The organism is Streptomyces sp. NPDC044984, from assembly GCF_040646935.1.
In the GTDB taxonomy this organism is placed as follows: domain Bacteria; phylum Actinomycetota; class Actinomycetes; order Streptomycetales; family Streptomycetaceae; genus Streptomyces.
Genome location: NZ_JBEZBE010000010.1, coordinates 35,871 through 54,780, shown reverse-complemented (window position 1 = coordinate 54,780; position 18,910 = coordinate 35,871). Strand labels below are relative to the sequence as shown.

13 protein-coding genes and 1 pseudogene are annotated in these 18,910 nt (G+C 71.7%); 9 read left to right on the top strand and 5 right to left on the bottom strand.

Annotated elements, in window-relative coordinates; genetic code table 11:
* Positions 1 to 31: 31 nt before the first annotated feature.
* Positions 32 to 1,852: an AMP-dependent synthetase/ligase gene (locus AB0A94_RS13330; protein WP_361743323.1), complete on the bottom strand. Its 1,821-nt coding sequence runs from the start codon at positions 1,850 to 1,852 to the stop codon at positions 32 to 34.
* 627 nt (positions 1,853 to 2,479) lie between these two features.
* Between AB0A94_RS13330 and AB0A94_RS13325 the strand changes: the two genes are divergently transcribed.
* From AB0A94_RS13325 to AB0A94_RS13305, 5 genes are all read left to right on the top strand, one after another.
* The gene (locus tag AB0A94_RS13325) at positions 2,480 to 3,709 is read left to right on the top strand and encodes an oxygenase MpaB family protein (RefSeq protein WP_361743320.1); all 1,230 of its coding nucleotides are present in this window, start codon (positions 2,480 to 2,482) and stop codon (positions 3,707 to 3,709) included.
* Positions 3,710 to 3,849: 140 nt separating this feature from the next.
* The gene (locus tag AB0A94_RS13320) at positions 3,850 to 5,079 is read left to right on the top strand and encodes an oxygenase MpaB family protein (protein WP_361743317.1); all 1,230 of its coding nucleotides are present in this window, start codon (positions 3,850 to 3,852) and stop codon (positions 5,077 to 5,079) included.
* A gap of 231 nt (positions 5,080 to 5,310) precedes the next feature.
* Entirely contained in the window at positions 5,311 to 7,650 is a 2,340-nt protein-coding gene (locus AB0A94_RS13315; protein ID WP_361743314.1) for a molybdopterin cofactor-binding domain-containing protein, read from the top strand.
* Between the two features lie 15 nt (positions 7,651 to 7,665).
* Positions 7,666 to 8,142: a (2Fe-2S)-binding protein gene (locus tag AB0A94_RS13310; RefSeq protein ID WP_361743311.1), complete on the top strand. Its 477-nt coding sequence runs from the start codon at positions 7,666 to 7,668 to the stop codon at positions 8,140 to 8,142.
* 25 nt (positions 8,143 to 8,167) lie between these two features.
* On the top strand, positions 8,168 to 9,208 hold the full coding sequence (locus tag AB0A94_RS13305; RefSeq protein WP_361743308.1) for a porin PorA family protein: 1,041 nt from the start codon (positions 8,168 to 8,170) through the stop codon (positions 9,206 to 9,208).
* A gap of 73 nt (positions 9,209 to 9,281) precedes the next feature.
* On the opposite strand, the gene AB0A94_RS13300 is transcribed toward AB0A94_RS13305, so the two are convergent.
* The 4 genes from AB0A94_RS13300 to AB0A94_RS13285 all read right to left on the bottom strand — a co-directional run bounded on the left by AB0A94_RS13300 (position 9,282) and on the right by AB0A94_RS13285 (position 15,109).
* Positions 9,282 to 10,805 carry an aldehyde dehydrogenase family protein gene (locus AB0A94_RS13300; protein WP_361743305.1) on the bottom strand — a complete coding sequence of 508 codons (1,524 nt, stop codon included), beginning with the start codon at positions 10,803 to 10,805 and terminating at the stop codon, positions 9,282 to 9,284.
* A gap of 102 nt (positions 10,806 to 10,907) precedes the next feature.
* Positions 10,908 to 12,185 (bottom strand): GAF domain-containing protein, encoded by a 1,278-nt coding sequence (locus AB0A94_RS13295; protein WP_361743701.1) that lies wholly within the window; start codon positions 12,183 to 12,185, stop codon positions 10,908 to 10,910.
* Positions 12,186 to 12,966: 781 nt separating this feature from the next.
* The gene (locus tag AB0A94_RS13290) at positions 12,967 to 14,442 is read right to left on the bottom strand and encodes a HAMP domain-containing sensor histidine kinase (protein WP_361743302.1); all 1,476 of its coding nucleotides are present in this window, start codon (positions 14,440 to 14,442) and stop codon (positions 12,967 to 12,969) included.
* Positions 14,429 to 15,109, bottom strand: a complete 681-nt coding sequence (locus tag AB0A94_RS13285) for a response regulator transcription factor (RefSeq protein WP_361743299.1) — start codon at positions 15,107 to 15,109, stop codon at positions 14,429 to 14,431. The genes AB0A94_RS13290 and AB0A94_RS13285 overlap by 14 nt, the downstream gene beginning before the upstream one ends.
* 128 nt (positions 15,110 to 15,237) lie before the next feature.
* Between AB0A94_RS13285 and AB0A94_RS13280 the strand changes: the two genes are divergently transcribed.
* From AB0A94_RS13280 to AB0A94_RS13265, 4 genes and pseudogenes are all read left to right on the top strand, one after another.
* Complete coding sequence (locus tag AB0A94_RS13280; RefSeq protein ID WP_361743296.1) at positions 15,238 to 16,785, top strand: glycosyltransferase family 39 protein; 1,548 nt, start codon at positions 15,238 to 15,240, stop codon at positions 16,783 to 16,785.
* Positions 16,786 to 16,874: 89 nt separating this feature from the next.
* Positions 16,875 to 17,021: pseudogene (locus AB0A94_RS13275) on the top strand (IS1380 family transposase); the annotation flags it as partial.
* A gap of 122 nt (positions 17,022 to 17,143) precedes the next feature.
* Complete coding sequence (locus AB0A94_RS13270; RefSeq protein WP_361743293.1) at positions 17,144 to 17,752, top strand: TetR/AcrR family transcriptional regulator; 609 nt, start codon at positions 17,144 to 17,146, stop codon at positions 17,750 to 17,752.
* Positions 17,749 to 18,750, top strand: coding sequence for a DMT family transporter (locus AB0A94_RS13265; RefSeq protein ID WP_361743291.1), 1,002 nt, complete (start codon positions 17,749 to 17,751; stop codon positions 18,748 to 18,750). The genes AB0A94_RS13270 and AB0A94_RS13265 overlap by 4 nt, the downstream gene beginning before the upstream one ends.
* Positions 18,751 to 18,910: the final 160 nt, after the last annotated feature.

Here is an 18,910-nt window from a genome sequence, read left to right as displayed (position 1 = left end):
TGGTGTCCCTTCGTGGTCGCGATACGACGACCTATGTGTACATCGACTCGATCGTGGCGGCGTGCAGTTCGTCGATGGCGCGACGGCGCAGGCTCAGCTCCGGCGTCAGCTCGCCGGTCTCCGCGGTCCAGGGGCCCGCCAGGACACGGTGCTTCTTCACCTGCTCCGCGCGCGAGAGCACCCCGTTCGCCTCGGCGACGGCCCGGTCGAGAGCTTCGAGAACCGTCGGATGACGGGCCAGCGCGTCGAGGTCGGACGCGTCGGCGACGCCGTTGGCCCGCGCCCACAGCGGGGCCGTCTCGTCGTCCAGTACCAGCAACGCGGTGACGTAGCGCCGGCGGTCCCCGACGGCTACGGCGTGGCCGACCAGCGGGTGCGCACGCAACAGGGACTCGATCCGGGTGGGGGAGACGTTCGTTCCACTGCCGGTGACGATGAGCTCCTTCTTGCGGTCGGTGACGGTGACGAGGCCTCGCGAGTCGACGGTCCCGACATCGCCGGTGGCCAGCCAGCCCTCCGCGTCGGTCGCGGACTCGATGCGACCGTCGGACCGGAGGTAGCCGGCGAACACGACCGGTCCCCTGACGAGGAGCTCACCGTCCTCGGCCTCCTTGACCTCGATGCCGGGCCCCGGCCGCCCGACCGAGCCGAGCGCGAACGCCCCGGGGGTGCTGACGGTCGCCGCCCCGGTGGTCTCGCTCAGACCCCACACCTCGTACACCGGCAGGCCCACACTCGCCAGGAACTCCAGCACCGCGGCCGGGACCGGCGCCGCGCCGCTGAAGGCCCTGACGCACTCGTCGAGCCCGATGGCGGCCCGGACCGGCCGCATCACCTGCGTGTCGAGCTGTTCCAGCGGGTCGTTCAGGTCCTCCGGGACGTCCTTGCCGTCGGAGCGGAGGCGGTACACCTCGAGGGCGGTCTTCCGGGCCTGCTCCACGGCCGTGCCGGCGTCTCCGGGCAGCGCGTCGAGGGTCGCCCGGAGGACGGCGGCCAGCTTCTCCCACACCCGGGGCACTCCGAAGAAGCCGTGCGGGCGCACCGCGACGAGGGTGGGCAGCAGCTGCTCGGGCTCCGCGCAGATCGTGACGTGCCCGGCGTTGCAGACGGGCATGTAGATCCCGAGCACCCGCCCGGCGACGTGTGCCAACGGCAGGTGGGCGACCGACCGCGGGTGGCCGGGCACGGGAAAGAGCTCCTCCTGCATCAGCGACTCGTGGATCACGTTGCGATGGGAGAGCACCACGCCCTTGGGGTCACCGGTCGTGCCGGAGGTGTAGGCGAGGGTGAGCGGCCGGTCGCTGGTGACCGCGTCGGTGAGCATCTCGAACGCGTCGTCGTCGGGAGGTACCGCACCGCGCACGGCCGGGTAGCCGACGAAGCGCTGATCGCCGGCGGGGGCGGCCTCCCGGTCGAGGACGACGACGGCGCGCAGGCTCGGCAGGTCGTCGAGGACGGGCTGCCAGCGCCGCATCTGCTCCCGGCCCTCCAGGACGAGGACGGTGGCCGCGCTGTGCCGTGCCACGGCGCCGATCTGCTCGGTGCTCAGCGTGTCGTACGTGCTGCAGGGCAGGGCGCCGACGTGTACCGCGGCCAGTTCGGTGATCCAGTGCTCCGCCCGCCGGGACATCGCGATGAGCATGCGGTCGTCCTGCTCCAGGCCGAGGGCCGACAGGCCGCGGGTGAGGGCGGCGACCTCGGCGCGCAGCTGCGACCAGGACAGGGTTCCGGCGTCCGGACCGATGCCGGTGGTCAGCGCCGGACGCTCAGGGTACTGCTGGGCGTTGCGGCGCAGTAATGCGGTGATCGTCAGCCCTTCGACCGATTCGTGCAGCTGCTCTGCTGTGGCCACGACGGGCTCCCTCCCTCGCGAACCGTGAGTGGATTCCTGAGCGGGTCCCCACCATGAACCGCTCTTGGCTGCGAGTCAATAGAGTCGTGCCCGATGCTCCGGACCGGATCGGCGTTGCTCCGAGAAATCCCCGACAAGCACGTCCGGAAGGGGATTTGGTGTTGAGTGCATTTATTGACGGACGGCCAATAAGGTCTCTTGCCGGTCTCCGTCGCAGGCGCCGTGGGCTCCCCGTGTGTCCGGATCGGCGGGACTCGCCCACCGGTGGAGAGGGAGCGCGACAACCGCGTCGAACCGGTGTCGCCGGTGACGGGCCTGGCGGGGGAGGCGGACCGTCGTCTCGGCCGCCAGGTTGACGTCCGCGTCGTCGGCGACATGCCCCGCGAGCCGCTCCTGCCGCAGTCGCGACGCGACGAACTGCCGTACCACGGCCGGAGCGCGGCCACCGTCACCGGTCGTCGACGGCGCGACGGCGTCCGGTCCGACGATCCTGAGCTCCCCGATCCTGTCGGGCCTCTGGCGTTCACGGCGCGTATGTGCTCCCCTGATGCAACAACGACGCACTATGTGTTTCATCGTATCAACCCGAACGTCGGTCCCACAGAACTCGAGGAGGAGTTCGAAGCGATGGACGAACTCAGCAGGCGCAGGATGTTGTCCGCGAGCGGCGCTCTGGGAGCCTTCGGGGTGCTGAGCCTCGCGTCGCCGGCCCGCGCGCGGTCCCTGTGGACGTGGGCGCCGAGCGGTTCCGTGGCCGGCCGGGGAGCGGGACTGGACCCGGAGTGGGTCTGGGACGAGGAGGCCGACCGGCTGGTCGCCGCCGTGATCGACCGCGGTGACGTGCCCGGGGTCAACGAGGCGCTGCGGAAGTGGACGCGCAACGACCAGCCGTTGCCGTCCGGACTGCCGGCGGACCTGCGCGACTTCATGGAGAAGGCGCGGCGGCTGCCGTCCTGGGCGGACCGGGCCGAGCTCGAGACGGCGGCCGGGTTCAACAAGTCGAGGGGGCTCTACCTCAATCTGCTCAACGGGGTGGGCGGCGGCATGCTGAGCACCGCCATCCCGCGCGAGGCGCGCTCCGTCTACTACTCCAAGGGCGGCGCCGACATGGAGGACCGGGTCGCCAAGACGAGCCTGCTCGGGTTCGCCGTCGGCGATCTGAACGCCTACCGGCCCGACGGCGACGTCATCGTGCAGGCCGTGAAGACCCGGCTGGTGCACGCGGCGGTACGGCATCTGCTGCCGCGGTCTCCCGGCTGGTCCCGCACCAGCGGCGGCCAGACGATCCCCATCAGCCAGCAGGACATGCTGGTGACCTGGCACAGCCTTCCCACCTACGCCATGCGGAAGATGCTGGAGTGGAAGGTGCCCATCACGCCGGCGGAATCATCGGCCTACCTGCACCTCTGGCAGGTCACGGCACACCTGCTGGGCATCCGCGACGAGTACATCCCCGCCACCTGGGACGCGGCCGAGGCGCAGTCCGAGCAGGTCCTCGACCCGGTCCTCGCCTCGACCCGCGAGGGCGTCGAACTGACCGACATCCTGCTGCGGCAGCTCGCCGAGCAGACCAGCCCCGGTGGGATCGACCGCCCCCTCGTCAACGCGCTCGCCCGGTACCTCGTCGGGGACCAGGTCGCCGACTGGGACGGCATCCCCCGCGAGCCGTTCTGGGAGAAGGCGATCGCGACCGCCTGGCCGAAGCTGGTCGCCTTCCGCGAGAAGCTGATCCCGCTGCCGCTGGTACCGCCCCTGGCCTGGACGATCGACGAGGCCGCACGCCAGTACATCCTGTTCTACCTCACCAAGGGACGGGGCACTCACATCGAGATCCCCGAGACCAACCGCCCCACCTGACTCCGGATCCGGCGGAGGACCCGTGGGGCGACCCGGCGAAGACCGGTCCGCCCCGTGCGTGTGCCCCGCAGCGGGGAGACGCGCCGCGGTCCTCCCGCACCACAGTGAGCGTCAGCAGACTCGAGGAGGAGTTCGAAGCGATGGACGATCTCAGCAGGCGCAAGATGCTGATCATGGGAGGAGCGCTCGGAGCGCTCGGGGCGGTGGGAGCCGCCTCGCCGGCCCAGGCGCGGTCCTTATGGACGTGGGCGCCCAGCGGCTCGGTCGCGGGCAAGGGCGCGGGGGGCGACCCCGACTGGGTCTGGGACGAGGAGGCCGACCCCGTTCTCGCCGCCGTGATCGACCGCGGTGACGTGCCCCGGGTCAACGAGGCGCTGCGGAAGTGGACGCGCAACGACCAGCCGTTGCCGTCCGGACTGCCCGCGGACCTGCGCGACTTCATGGAGAAGGCGCGGCAGCTGCCGTCCTGGACCGACCCGCGCAAGCTCGCCGCCGCGGCGCAGTTCACGAAGAAGAAGGGGATCTACACCGGCGCCCTGTACGGGCTGGGCAGTGGGCTGATGAGCACGGCCATCCCGCGGGAGGCCCGGGCCGTCTACTACTCCAAGGGCGGTGCGGACATGAAGGACCGCATCGCGAAGACGGCCCAGCTCGGCTACGACGTAGGGGACCTGGACGCCTACCAGCCGCAGGGCGGGATGATCGTCACCGCCGTGAAGACCCGGCTGGTGCACGCGGCGGTGCGGCATCTGCTGCCGCAGTCTCCCGGCTGGTCCCGCACCAGCGGCGGCCAGACGATCCCCATCAGCCAGGCCGACATCATGGTCACCTGGCACAGCCTCTCCACGTTTGTCATGCGCAAGCTAAAGGAGTGGCGGGTGCCGGTCAGCTCCGCGGAGTCGGACGGCTTCCTGCACGTGTGGCAGGTCACCGCGCACATGCTCGGCGTCCTCGACGAGTACATCCCCTCGTCCTGGGACGAGGCCGACGCCCAGTCCCGGCAGGTGCTGGACCCGATCCTGGCCTCCACACCGGAGGGGATCGAGCTGACCGACGTGCTCCTCGACATCGTCGCCGAACTCGACGCCGGCCTCACCCGGCCCCTGATCAACGCCTTCTCCCGGTACACGCTGGGCGACCGGACCGGAGACCTGATCGGGCTGGACCGGGAGCCGTTCTGGCAGCCGCTGATCAGCGCCGCCTGGCCGCTGCTCGTGGCCTTCCGTGAGGGGCTCATCCCGCTGCCCCTGGTCCCGCAGGCGGCCTGGACCGTGGAGGAGGCGATCCGCAGGTTCGTCCTGCTCTTCCTCTCCGAGGGGCGGGGCATCCACCTCGAGATCCCCGACACCAACCGGCCTTCCCGACCGTGACCACCGGAGCGCGGGGTACGTCGTCGCGACGTACCCCGCGCTCCACCGCACAGGTTCTCCTCCGAGTCCGCCGCCACCGGTCGCGCCACCCGGTCCGGCGCGTGACTCCCCGACCACACATCCGGGGTTGATGACGATGACGACACCGCGCACCACCCGAACGAGCCGGTCGCGCCCCGCTCAAGGCGCCGGGCAGGCACCGCCGTCGACGCGACGTGCGGGAGGCCGCCGGTGACGGACGCCGACCGCTCGCCGCGACAGGAACCCGCGGCACAGCCGTTCGCCAGACGGCGCTTCCTCGGATACGTGCTGGCCGCCCCCACGCTGACGACCGCGGCCCAGCTCGTCCCCGCCCCCCGCGCCCGGGCGGCGGACGCCCCCGCGCCGGCGGCCTCCTCCCCGGGGATCCCCTCACCCGAGATCACGGAACTGATCGACCTCAACGACGTGATGACGGCGGCCGCCCTGCCGACGTCCGGCCTGATCACCGTCGAGGTGAACCCGGACAGCACCGTCTCCTTCGCGCTGCCGCGGACCGAGGTGGGGCAGGGCATCACCACGTCGACGGCCATGCTGATCGCCGAGGAACTGGGCGTACCGCTCGAGCAGGTGCGCATCACCCTGGCCGACGCGCGACCGGAACTGCTGTTCAACCAGCTCACCGGCGGATCCAACACCACGTTCTCGACCTACACCCCCATCCGGGTCGCCGCCGCCATCGCGAGGAACCGGCTGCTCCAGGCGGCGGCCACCGAATGGGGCACCTCCGCGGCCCGGTTGACCCTGAAGGCCGGGGTCGTCACCGGCCCCGGCAACCGGAGCGCCGACCTCGGGACCCTGTCCCGGAAGGCCGCCGGACCGCGGACCGAGCAGGTCGCCGTGGCCCTGAAGCCCCGCGACATGTTCACGATCATCGGAAAACCGCACAGCCGCCTCGACGCTCTCGCGGCCGTCACCGGACGCAAGTCGTTCACGCTGGACCTGGACGTCCCGGACGCCCTGCCGACCATGGTGTGCCGGCCCCCGACGATCAACGGCAGGGTCGGTTCGGTCTCCAACCTGCAAGAGGTCCGGGCCATGCCCGGCGTCACCGACGTCGTCGTGATCCCGACCGGGGTCGCGGTGCGCGCGGCCACCTTCGGCCGGTGCATCGACGCCGTACGCGCCCTGCGGGTGACCTGGAGACCCGGCACCGCCGAAGGCAAGTCCGACGCGTCGGTGCTCAAGGAGCTGGAGCGGGCCGAACTGCCGCTCGGACTTCCTCCGCCGACACCGAGCGTGGAGGAGCGGTTCACCTTCCACTTCCGCAGCAACAGCGCGCTGGAACCGAACGCCGCGATAGCCGACGTCCGGTCCGACCGGGCCGAGATCTGGTCGAGCCTGAAGGCACCGATCGTCGCGAAGCAGGCGATCGCCGCCCGGCTCGGCCTGCCGCCGGGCGCGGTGAAGGTGCACGTCACCGAGGGAGGTGGCTCCTTCGGCCGCAAGCTCTTCTTCGACGCCGCCCTGGAGGCCGCCGAGGTCTCGCAGAAGATCCGCAAGCCGGTGAAGCTCATGTGGCACCGCGCGGACGACTCCCGCCAGGGACGGACCCACCCCATGGCCACCTCCCGGGTGCGCATCGCCTACCTCGGCGACACCGTGCTCGGCTACAAGCAGCGGCACACCAGCGTCTCCACCGACCTCAGCCACGGCCTCGGGGAGATCTTCACCGCCATGGCCGCGAAACTGCCGGTGGGCGACATCGGCTTCTCCGAGACCTTCTTCCAGCTCTCGCAGTCGATGCCCTACGACTTCGGTGCCAACAGCCGGCTGCTGAGCGAGACCGACAAGGGCTTCAACACCGGCAGCATGCGCAACGTCTACTCCCCGGACGTCACCTGCGCCCGCGAACTCCTCGTCGACCGGCTCGCCGGCAGGATGGGCAAGGACCCCTACCGCTTCCGGCACGACTTCCTGCGGGACGACGCCGCCCGTGCCGTACTGGACAAGGCCGCCGAGGCCGGGAACTGGGGCCGGGGCATGCCGGCCGGAACAGCGCAGGGCATGGCCTTCCACGCCGAGTACCACTCCGCCAGCGCCGTGCTGGTGGAGATCGACTGCCGCCCCGAGACGGTCGGCCGGCCCGTCCGCGACGGTGTCACCGGCCCCCGGGTCACCAAGGCGGTCATCGCGGTGGACGTCGGTCTGGCCGTCAACCCCCGCGGCCTGGAGGCCCAGATGACGGGCTGCCTCATGGACGGGATCGCGCTGGCCCTGACCTCCAGCCTGCACCTGCGCGACGGCACCTTCCTGGAGGCCAGCTGGGACAACTACTTCTACACCCGGCAGTGGAACACGCCCCCCGAGGTGGAGGTCATCGTGATGCCGGCCACCGGCGACAGGCCGGGCGGCGCCGGCGAGCTCGGCGTGGCCGCCTCGATGGCCGCGGTCGCCTGCGCGTACGGCCGCGCCACCGGAACGATGCCGAGGGTGTTCCCCATCAACCACGGCACCCTCTCCTTCGAACCCAAACCCACCGTCCCGCCCGTCCCGGCCTCACCCACCGACGGCCTGGACCACGTCCGCTGACACCCGGGAGTTCTCTTGCCTGAACACACGTTCCGCCTCAACGGCGAGCAGGTCACCGTCGAGGCCCCGGACGACGAGCGGCTGCTGTGGGTCCTCCGGGACATCCTCGGCGTGACCGGACCGAAGTACGGCTGCGGCATCAACGTCTGCAAAGCCTGTACGAGCCATCTCAACGGCAGGGCGGCCAACCCCTGTGCCATACCCGTGAAAGACCTGCGCCCCTCCGACGAGGTCACCACCATCGAAGGGCTGCCCGCCACGGTGGGAGCGGACCTGCACCCCATGCAGGAGGCGTGGATCGACCGGGACGTGGCCCAGTGCGGCTACTGCCAGCCCGGGCAGATCATGGCCGCCGTCGCCCTGGTCCGTCGCGTCAAGGAAGAGGGCCGTTCGATCAGCGAGGCCGACCTGGACGGCATCCGCAACATCTGCCGCTGCGGCACCTATCCCCGGATCCGCGAAGCGATCAGAGCCGGCGCCCGGAACATGTGACCCGCGACAGTGAGGGGGGGACCCCGTGTCCACTCGTCGTTCAACGATCGTACTCGTCACCGTGGCCGCCGTACTGGCCGCCGTGGCCGCAGTCGTGCGCTTCGTCGTCGCCCCCGCCGCGACGAGACTGCCCGAGGACACCGACCAGAAGGTCCACTACGCGGGCCGGGCCACCCTGCTGGACGCCGAGGCCCTGAAGGCCGGGGACACCGCGCACGCGCTGAAACCGGATGTCCCCGTGACCGTCGAGCGGCGCGTGCGGGCCGTCTCCACCCACGGCGACACAGCGGTCGTCGAGGACGTGCTGACCGTCAAGGCAGGCGAGCGGTCCCTGCCCAGCTCGAAGACCTACGCCGTGGACAGGGAGAGCAGGAAGGGCACGGCACCACCGTCCTCGACGCCCGTCGAGCCCTCGCGGGGCGCGCTGAGTTCCGCCTTCCCGCCGGACGCGGCCCAGGACGACTCCTACACCTACTACGACGCGACGACCCGCTCGATCGTGCCCGTCCGTTACACGGGATCCGCGAAGCGCGAGGGCCGCACGGTGAACGTCTACGAGATCACGGTCTCGGCGCCCGTCAGGGATCCGGACGTGCTCGAACCGCTGCCGGACGCCCTGCCGAAGAAGCTCGTCACCGGCCTGGGGCCCGCGCTCGCCCCCGCCGCCCGGGCCCGGTTCACCCCCGAGGCGCTGTCCGCGCTGCCGGATCCCGTCCCCCTCACCTACCTCGGCCGGTCGAGACTGGTGGCCCACGTCGACCGGCGGACCGGCATCGCCATCGACCAGAGCGTGGACCGGACGATCCTGGCGACCACCGAAGTGGACGGCGAGACGACGCCGCTTCTGCCGGTGTCCGCCCTCACGTTCGAGGTGACTCCCGAGAGCTCCGGGGACCTCGCGGACAAGGCGCACTCGGCCGGTCTGCTCCTGACCCTGATGACCACCACGGTGCCGCTCGCCCTGCTCGTCGTCGCGGCCGTGCTCCTCGTGATCGCTCTCGTCCTCGCCCGGCGCCGGCGACGGGCAGTCCCCACGCCCGCTCCGGGGCCCGGACCGTCGTCCTGACCCCGGGACACCACCCGCCGCGAAAGGCACCTCCCGGTCCGCGGGAGCGCGTCCGGGCAACCGGCGTGCGGTTCTAGAAGAACCCGAGTTTCCTGGGGCTGTAGGAACAAAGGATGTTCTTCGTCTGCTGGTAGTGGTCCAGCATCATCTTGTGCGTCTCCCGGCCGATCCCCGACTGCTTGTAGCCGCCGAACGCAGCGTGCGCGGGGTAGGCGTGGTAGCAGTTCGTCCAGACACGGCCCGCCTGGATCGCGCGCCCGGCGCGGTAGGCCGTGTTCATGTCACGGGTCCACACGCCCGCGCCGAGGCCGTACGACGTGTCGTTGGCGATCCTGATCGCGTCGTCGAAGCCGTCGAACGAGGCCACCGAGACGACGGGACCGAAGATCTCCTCCTGGAAGACACGCATCCGGTTGTCGCCCTCGAAGATGGTCGGCCGCACGTAGTAGCCGCCCTTCAAGTCGCCGTCGTACTCGGCGCGTTCGCCGCCCGTGAGGACCCTGGCGCCCTCCTTCCGGCCGATGTCGATGTAGGACAGGATCTTGGCCAGCTGCTCGCTGGAGGCCTGCGCGCCGATCATCGTGTCGGTGTCGAGCGGGTGCCCGGGCCTGATCAGCTCGGTGCGGGCGACGGCCGCGGCCAGGAAGTCGGGGTAGTTGCCGCGCTGGATCAGCCCCCGGGAGGGGCACGTGCACACCTCGCCCTGGTTCAGCGCGAACATCGTGAACCCTTCGAGGGCCTTGTCGCGCAGCTCGTCGTCCTTCTCCCACACGTCGTCGAAGAAGATGTTCGGCGACTTGCCGCCCAGCTCCAGCGTGACCGGCTTCAGGTTCTCGGCCGCGTACTGCATGATCAGCCGCCCCGTGGACGTCTCGCCGGTGAAGGCCACCTTCGCCACCCGCGGACTCGACGCGAGCGGCTTCCCGGCCTCCGGGCCGAAGCCGTTGACGATGTTCAGCACGCCCGGCGGCAGCAGGTCGGAGACGAGGCTCAGCCAGTAGTGGATGGAGACCGGCGTCTGCTCGGCGGGTTTGAGGACGACCGCGTTGCCCGCGGCGAGGGCGGGCGCGAGCTTCCACGTCGCCATCAGGATGGGGAAGTTCCACGGGATGATCTGGGCGACGACGCCCAGCGGCTCGTGGAAGTGGTAGGCGACCGTGTCGTCGTCGAGCTCGCTGAGCGAGCCCTCCTGGGCGCGCACGGCACCGGCGAAGTAGCGGAAGTGGTCGATGGCCAGCGGGATGTCGGCCGCCAGGGTCTCCCGCACGGGCTTGCCGTTCTCCCAGCTCTCCGCCACCGCGAGTGCTTCCAGGTGGGCCTCCATGCGGTCGGCGATCTTCAGCAGGATGTCGGACCGCTCGGACGCCGGCCTGCGTCCCCAACCGGGCGCGGCCGCGTGCGCCGCGTCGAGCGCCGCCTCGACGTCCTCCGCCGTGCCACGCGCCACCTCGGTGAACGGCTGTCCGTTCACCGGGCTCGGGTTCTCGAAGTACCGCCCCGCGACCGGAGGCACGTACTCGCCGCCGATGAAGTGGTCGTAGCGGGACTGGTAGGAGACGATCGCGCCCTCGCTCCCGGGCGCCGCGTAACGGGTCATGCGGAACTGGCCTCCTTCGGCAGCGCTGCCCGCCGTCGGGCAGCTCCGCGCCGGAGCGTAGGGAGGCGGACGTTGCGACCACGTTGCGGGGGAGCGGAGGCGCTAGCGGTCCTCGCGGCGGGCCCAGCCGTCCGGGGCCCCCAACTCCGCTTCGAGCGCGGCCAGACGGACCCGGTTCACGGCCGTCGGCCGGAGCGTGGCCAGCGCCCGCCACACGTCCACGTCCTCCTCGCCCCACGGCGCGTGGACCCAGTCGGCCAGCAGGTCGGGGTCCGAGCGGGCGATCAGCGCCGCGCGCAGGCCGTCGGCGAGGCGGCGCCTGAGCCGTACGACCGCCGGGGCCCGCGAAGCCGGCAGCAGCGGGCCCGGATAGGCGGCCAGGGCGGCGGTGACCGCGCCGGCCGCCAGCCTGCGTCCGACGGCGGCGACGTCCGACTCCGGGGACGCCGTGAGCCGGTAGGGCCGCGACGCGAGCAGCCCCGGCCCGAGCACCTGGCGCAGCCGGGCGAGCTCCGCGCGCAGCGTCACCGGTGTCACCGACTCGTCCTCGTACAGGGCGCACAGCAGCTCGTCACCGGTCAGGCCGTCGGGACGCTCGGTCAGCAGGACGAGGATCTCGCTGTGCCGGCGGCTGAGCCGGATGCTGCGGCCCTCCGTCGTCAGCACCGCCCGGTCGCGGCCCAGCGCCGTCAGTTCGGGCCGGCCGGAAGTCCGGCGTCCGGGAGCGAGCAGCGCCAGCCGGTACTCCGCCGCGCGCGCCGCGGCCTGCACGAACCCCAGGCTGTGCGGATGCGCGAGGCCGTCCCCGCCGGTGATGTCCACGGCACCGAGCAGCCGCCCCGTGCGGGGGTCGTGGACCGGGGCCGCGGCGCACGTCCACGGCTGCACGCGCCGCACGAAGTGCTCGGCCGCGAACACCTGGACCGGACGGCCCACGGCGACCGCCGTGCCCGGCGCGTTCGTACCGACCGCGCTCTCCGACCACCGTGCGCCCGGCACGAAGTTCATCCGCCGCGCCTGCCGCAGCGTCGACGCGTGCCCCTCGACCCACAGCAGCCTGCCGCGCGCGTCGCACACCGCCAGCAGGTGCCGGCCGTCGGAGGCGAACGTGCCCAGCAACTCCCGGAACAGCGGCATCACATGCGCCAGCGGGTGCTCGGCCCGGCAGGCCCCGAGGTCACTGCCCGTCAGCTCGATGTCGGCGGTGCCGTCCGGACGCACCCCGGCACGTGCCGAGCGCCGCCACGACTCGGCGACCACGCCGCGCACCGGGCGCGGTACCGTACCGGCCTCGGTGAAGGTCTCGTGCGCCCGGTGCAGCACGCGTACGCGCTCGGCAGGGTCGGCTCCCGGCTCCAGGGCCACCCAGGGATCGGTCACCATGGCCTCCCGCGGGGCGATGCGCTGGGGGACATCGTCGCGCGGGGTGCGCGCGGCGACAACCGTACCGACGAGGGCGGCTCCTGCCGTCGTGGTCGGCAGGGGCCTGCGCACGTGTGATCGCGCCGGCCCGGCCCTGGTGGATCCGGCTCGCTCGACCCCGTCACGGCACTGCTCGCGGAGGACCCCGACCGCGAGTGAAGTGCTGCGCGGGGCACCGAAGGGGCATGCCGCCGGCTGCGGCTCCGGGAGCGGTACGTCACGCGCCGCCCCTGACCCCGGCGACCCGGCCGGCCGACGTGCGAGTGGCGGTGCTCCGGGCCGCGAGGAACACTGACTGAACGGGCCGTTGCCATTCGCCGGTCCGGGAACCGCCGGGTGAGACGTGGTCTCACGGCCGTATGTCACCAGGGAGACACGCATGTCCTCGAAGAGGCGCCGCAAGAAGAAGACGCGCCGCAACCACGCGGCGAACCACGGGAAGCGACCGCAGTCCTGAGCGGACCGGCGTCAGCGCGTCGACCGGGCCGACGCGGCCCGGTCCTCACCCCGTGCGTCAGCGCCACGGCCCCGTGCTCTTCTCACTGAGTTGTGTTCACCTTGAACGCGCAGGTCACGAGGGTGGCATGGGTGGGTGAGGCCATGCTCGTGCCGGTCGGTGGCGGCTGTCCGTGGTGAAGATCGCCGGTCAGCGGGCGATCTCGTGCCGGTTCTTCAGGTGTGCGAGGGCGTGGCCGTCCGGTGGTCTTCCGGTTCCGGAGGGCCGCCGCGGCGAAGCGCGTCATTTCTCGGCCGGGGCGGGGGCTCGGGGGAGGCGTAGCTGGAAGCACGCTCCGAGGGTCCGGGGGGCGAGGGTGAGGGTGCCTCCGTGGCGGTGGGCCAGGTCGCGGGCGATGGCGAGGCCCAGGCCGGTGCCGCCGTGGTCGCGGGAGCGGGCGTCGTCGAGCCGGACGAAGCGTTCGAAGACGCGCTCGGCGTCCTCGGTGGGCACGCCCGGTCCGTCGTCGTGCACCGTGAGGACGACCCAGGCATCCTGGTTCCGGATGGTGATCTGGACGCGGTGTGCGGCGTGACGGACGGCGTTGTCGATGAGGTTGCGCAGCAGCCGTTCGTATTCGTCGGGGTTTCCGTGTGCGTGTGCGGGGGCGGTGCTGTCACAGGTGAGGGTCAACGGCCTTTCGGGGAGGAGGTATTGCTCGGTCAACCGGGAGGCGAGGGCTGTCAGGTCGACGGTTTCGGGGTCGGCTGCGGGGGTGCGGGTGTCGAGGCGGGCGAGGAGCAGCAGGTCTTCGGCGAGGGCGTGGAGGCGGCGGGTCTGTCGTGCGGCGGTGGTGACCGCGGCGGGCCAGTCGGTGCGTTCCGGGTAGGCGAGCGCGACTTCCAGACTGGCCAGCAGTGTGGTGAGAGGGCTGCGCAGTTCGTGGGCGGCGTCCGCGACGAAGCGGCGCTGCTGGGCGGCGGCGTTGTCGAGGCGTTGGAGGGTGGTGTTGATGGTGGTGGCCAGGGCGGTGATCTCGTGCCCCGTGGCGGGGACGGTGACGCGTTCGCGGGGGTCGCTCGGGGTGACCGAGGCGGTGAGGACGCGGATGGCTTCGACCGGCCGCAGCGCGATGCGGACGGCGAAGTAGGCCACGGCGGCGAGCAGTACGAGGCTGACGAGCCCGGCCCGCAGCAACAGGCGGTCGGTGGTCCTGGTGATCGCCTCGGCCGTGTGCGGGAGCACCACCACGTAGACCCGCAGCTGGGCGTCGGCGGCGACGCCCAGAGCGGCGACCTTGTCGCTGCTGAGTTCATCGGCGCTGATATCGGCGTACATGACCAGGTGGGTACCGCCGGCCATATCGGATCCGTCCCCGGGGGCGTGGTCGCGGCGCACCGGTATGCGGATGGGACGGATCGTCAAGAGCGCGGAGTCGCCGGCCTCCGACGGGGCGGGCAGCACATGGCGGGTGCCGGGATCGAAGGCCTCCATGCCTCCGCCGTAGGCGACAGCGGCGCGCCGGCCGGTCGCGACGACCTCGTACGGCACGGTGCTTCTGCGAACGGGGACCACACCCTCGTTCAGCTGATCGACGAGAGTCCAGAGCTGTTCCTGTGCCTGTTCTTCGGCGATCCGCGTGCCCTCGCGGTAGACGTCGCGGTGCACCCACCAGCCGATGCCGGCCAGGACGACGGCGGCGACCGAGGCGGCGGCCAGGGCCGTGCGGGCTCGTACCGAACGCGGCCACCAGCGGCGTCGCGGCTCAGTCGTGTTCACGGTCGTCCACCAGCCGGTAGCCGATACCCCGTACGGTCTGCAGGGACTGCCGGCGGAACGCGGCGTCCACCTTCTTGCGGAGGGCGCTGACGCGCGCCTCCACCAGGTTCGGATCCCGGGCTTCGTCGGGCCACGCGTGATAGAGCAGATCCGTTTTGGAGACCGCCTGGCCCGCCCGGCGGGCCAGCAGCTCAAGGACGGCGAACTCCCGAGGGGTAAGTTCCACCCGGACCCCGGCCCGGCGGCAGACCCGGCCGGCGACATCCAACGAGAGGTCGCCCACGGCAAGGACGGGCGGGGCGACCGTGGCGGCTCGTCTGACCAGGGCCCGCAGCCGTGCGACGAGCACCATGTAGGAGAAGGGTTTGGCCAGGTAGTCGTCGGCTCCCGTGTCCAGGGCCTCTGCCTGGTCCCAGTCCCCGTCCTTGGCGGTGAGTACCAGGATGGGGGTCGCGTTGCCCTCCCGGCGCAGCTGGGCGCAGACCTTGTAGCCGTTGAGTCCGGGCAGCATCAAGTCCAGTACGACGAGGGCGTATTCGCCGGTCCGGGCCATCCACAGTCCCTGCCGGCCGTCATGGGCGAGGTCGACGCTGTAGCCCTCGGCGGTCAGGCCGGTGTGCAGGGTGTGGGCAAGGTCCACCTCGTCTTCGACCACCAGGATGCGCATGTGGTGCAGCCTTGCACAGCGCCGGCCCGCCTTCCTGATCGGCCGGTCAGGTTGGGTCAGCATCCGGTCAACGAGGTCCAGGCACGCTGGCGAAGTGTCTTCGCCACTGCTGAAAGGCCCTGTCGCCGATGTCCCTTGACGAACGTGCCCCCGCCGGGGCCAGGACGGTTTCCCCTCCCGTACCCGCCCGTCGACCGTCACCGGGCCCGGCCAGAGCCGTCGTCGCCATCGCGCCCTTGTCGCTGACCATCGCTCTGGGGTTCTGGGGCGTCCGCAGGCAGAACACCATGTGGGGGGACGAGTCCGTCACCTATCAGCTCGCGCACCGCGATCTTTCGCAGATATGGCGCACCGTCCAGCACATTGATCTGGTCCATGCCCTCTACTACGCCGTGATGCACGAGATCTTCGGTCTCTTCGGCGGAGGGCTGCTGACATTGCGGCTGCCGTCCGTACTGGCGATGTCCGTGGCGGCGAGCGGAGTCGGGCTTCTGGGGCTGCGTCTGGCGGGGCCCCGTGCCGGGCTGCTGGCCGGGCTGGTGTTTCCGCTCCTTCCCCAGGTGCAGAAGTACGCGCAGGAAGGCCGCTCGTACGCCATGGTCTGTGCCCTGGTCACCTGGGCCACCTACGCGCTCGTGGTCAGCGTCCCGCAGCGCGCCCGGTGGCGGTGGGCGGTCTACGGCTCCACCATGCTGCTGGCCTGTCTGCTCCATGAGTTCGCGGTCCTCGCCCTGGTCGCACACGGCGTCACACTGGTCGTCTCCCGTGTTCCACGACCGGTGCTGAGGGCGTGGAGTGTGACAGCCGCGGGCGTTGTGGCCGGGCTGTCACCGCTGGCGATCTGCAGTGCGGGGCAGTCGGGGCAGGTGTCCTGGATCGACGGACCGGTGCGGCTTCCTGGCTTCCTGACCGTGGCGGTCGTGGGCGTGGTGTGTGCCCTGGCGCCCGTGAGGGTGAGGGGGGCCGTACGGCTTTCCGCGCTGGCTGTGCCGATTGTGGTGCTTCCGTGCCTTCTGCTGCTGATCGCCTCGCTGGTCAAGCCCCTTTTCGTCGACCGGTATGTGCTCTACAGCAACATCGGGATCGCCTTGCTGCTGGGCGCCTGCATGGACTACGTCCACCGGCTGCGGCGGTCTTCCCGCAACGCGTGGATCACGGTGGTCGCCGTACTGGCCGCGGTCGCCGTGCTGGCCGTGCTCGTCCCGACGAGCCTTTCGCTGAGGACGCCCCGGAGCCGGACCAACGACGTCACCGCCGTCGGCGCCGCCGTACGCAAGGAAGGCCGTCCCGGCGACGGGCTGCTCTATCTCTCGGGCCAGCACCGGATCTGGACCGCGGCCAACCCCGAGGACACCCGTTTCCTGACGGATCTGGCCCTGGCACAGGACCCGGTTTCGTCGAACACACTTTCGGGTGTCGAGCTCCCCGCCCAGGAGATCGCGGCACGCATGCTGGAGTTCGACCGCATCGTCGTGGTCCGTGCGACAGGTGCGCACTCGCTGGCGAACCCGCAGGAGCAAGCGAAGACAAGCACCCTGCGGCGCCACTTCCGCGAGTACGGAACAACCCAGGTCAACGGGGCGCGAGTCACCGTCTACGTCCGAGACCACGACCCGTCTCCGAAGGTCGGTCCTGGATTCGACGGCCCCGGAGCGAGCGGTGGGGTGATGAGGTGACCGCGACCGGTGCCGGTCCGGCCGACACCACCGCCGTCACGCTGTCTCGACCCGGAAACCGCGGACCTTGACGTGCCGGTCGCCGCTGCCGTGGGAGGCTGCGGCTGTTCTTCGCCGCTGCCCGACTCGTCGCGACCGCACGCCGACGGCGCCCGCGATGAGCCCGCCACCGGCCATGGACGGAAGGGATCACCGGCGCGATCGGTCGGCTCGGCGCCTTCCCGGACCCGGGCTGACCGACAACGGCCGGGGGTGGCGGTGACGTCGTGGAAATCGAGTACGAGGGTGTGCCGGTGCCTCACCGGAAGGGCTCTCCACTTCTTGGGTAGACTGACCTACCTAACAAGGGAGGGTTGCGATGAGCGGGACCGGAACGACGGCAGGGCGCCCCGGCACACGACGGGGGACCGCGCGTGAGCGGCTGCTCGCCGCCGCGGCACGCCGCTTCTACGCGGACGGTGTGACGGCGACGGGCATCGACACGATCACCGCCGAGGCGGGCGTGGCGAAGATGAGCCTGTACAACAACTTCTCCTCCAAGGCCGACCTGGTGCGGGCCTACCTCGACGCACGGCATGAGGAGTGGCTGGGGCTGTACCGGCGCCGGCTGGAGCCGGCCCGGGACGGTCGCGACGGCGTGCTGGCCGTCTTCGACGCGTACGCCGATCACGCCGCCCACGCCTACGAGCGCGGTTTCCGGGGCTGCGGTCTGCTGAACGCGGCCGCCGAACTGCCCGCCGGGGACGAGGGCCGGGCCGTGGTGCGCCGGCACAAGGAGGAGGTCGAGTCCCTGCTCGCCGGCCATCTTGAGGAACTGCTGCCGGGCCGGCCCGAGGAAGCGCGCGCGGTGGCGGAACACCTGGCGTTCCTGCTGGAGGGTGCGATGGCCCGCGCGGGCCTGGAAGGCGCGGGCACCCGGCTGGAGCACGCCCGCGCGATGGCGGCCGACCTGCTGGACCGGCTGTGACGCGGCGCCGGACACACGGCGGCGCGACGGGTACGGGGGCGGTGTGCGTACTGGTGGCGTCGGTGCTGTGGGGCACCACGGGCACCGCCGCGACCTTCGCCCCCGCGGTGGGCCCGCTCGCCATCGGGGCCGTGGCCATGGGACTGGGCGGACTGCTCCAGGCCCTCGTCGCCGCCCCGCGCATCCGTCGGGAAGCTCCTCGGCTGCGTGCGCACAAGGGCGTGGTGCTGATCGGCCTGCTGTCGGTCGGGTCCTACCCCCTGGCCTTCTACTCCTCCATGCACCTGGCCGGGGTCGCCGCCGGCACCGTGGTGTCGATCGGCTCGGCCCCGCTCGCCTCGGCCCTGATCGAGCGCGTCGTCGACGGGCGCCGCCTCACGCGCCGCTGGACGGCCGGCGCGGTGCTGGGCCTGTCCGGGACGGTGCTGCTGTGCGCGGCCGAAGCGGCCGGCGCCCACTCCGGCTCCGGGGCCCGGTCCGCGGGGGAGACCGTGCTCGGCGTGGGGCTCGGCCTGGTGGCCGGGCTCACCTACGCCCTGTACTCCTGGGCGGCCCACCGTCTGATCAGCCGTGGTGTCACCTCCGGCGCGGCCATGGGGACGGTCTTCGGGCTGGGCGGACTGCTGCTGATGCCCGTGCTGCTGGCCACCGGGAGCCCGCTCCTCGCCTCCTGGACCAACGCGGCCGTCGGCGTCTACATGGCCCTGGTGCCCATGTTCGCCGGGTACGTCCTGTTCGGCTGGGGCCTCGCCCACGTCCCGGCGAGCACCGCGACCACCCTCTCGCTGCTGGAACCCGCCGTGGCCGCCGTCCTGGCCGTGCTCGTCGTCGGCGAACGCCTGCCCCCGCCGGGCTGGGCCGGCATCGCCCTGGTCGTCGGCTGCCTCGCCGTGCTCACCCTGCCGACCCGCACCACGGCGAAGCCCCGGGCGACCACCCCGGGGGCGGACGGCGCCACCCGGACGGACACCGACGCACTGGCCGGGACCAGCCCGTAGACGCCGCTGAACAGCGCCGTCTCCGACGGCCGCTGAGATGTCGCCCCTCGCGGGGTGCCCGACCGGTGGAAGCGGTGAGCGAGGTGAGGCACCGCCACCGCCTTCGCCGGGGACACGGGACGCGGCTTGACCGTTCCACGAGGCCGCCCGTCGGGAACCG

Coding starts and splice junctions, on each gene's coding strand:
- AB0A94_RS13325 (WP_361743320.1), top strand. CDS start 2,480: ATGGACGAACTCAGCAGGCGCAGGATGTTGTCCGCGAGCGGCGCTCTG.
- AB0A94_RS13280 (WP_361743296.1), top strand. CDS start 15,238: ATGTCCCTTGACGAACGTGCCCCCGCCGGGGCCAGGACGGTTTCCCCT.
- AB0A94_RS13300 (WP_361743305.1), bottom strand. CDS start 10,805: ATGACCCGTTACGCGGCGCCCGGGAGCGAGGGCGCGATCGTCTCCTAC.
- AB0A94_RS13285 (WP_361743299.1), bottom strand. CDS start 15,109: ATGCGCATCCTGGTGGTCGAAGACGAGGTGGACCTTGCCCACACCCTG.
- AB0A94_RS13270 (WP_361743293.1), top strand. CDS start 17,144: ATGAGCGGGACCGGAACGACGGCAGGGCGCCCCGGCACACGACGGGGG.
- AB0A94_RS13320 (WP_361743317.1), top strand. CDS start 3,850: ATGGACGATCTCAGCAGGCGCAAGATGCTGATCATGGGAGGAGCGCTC.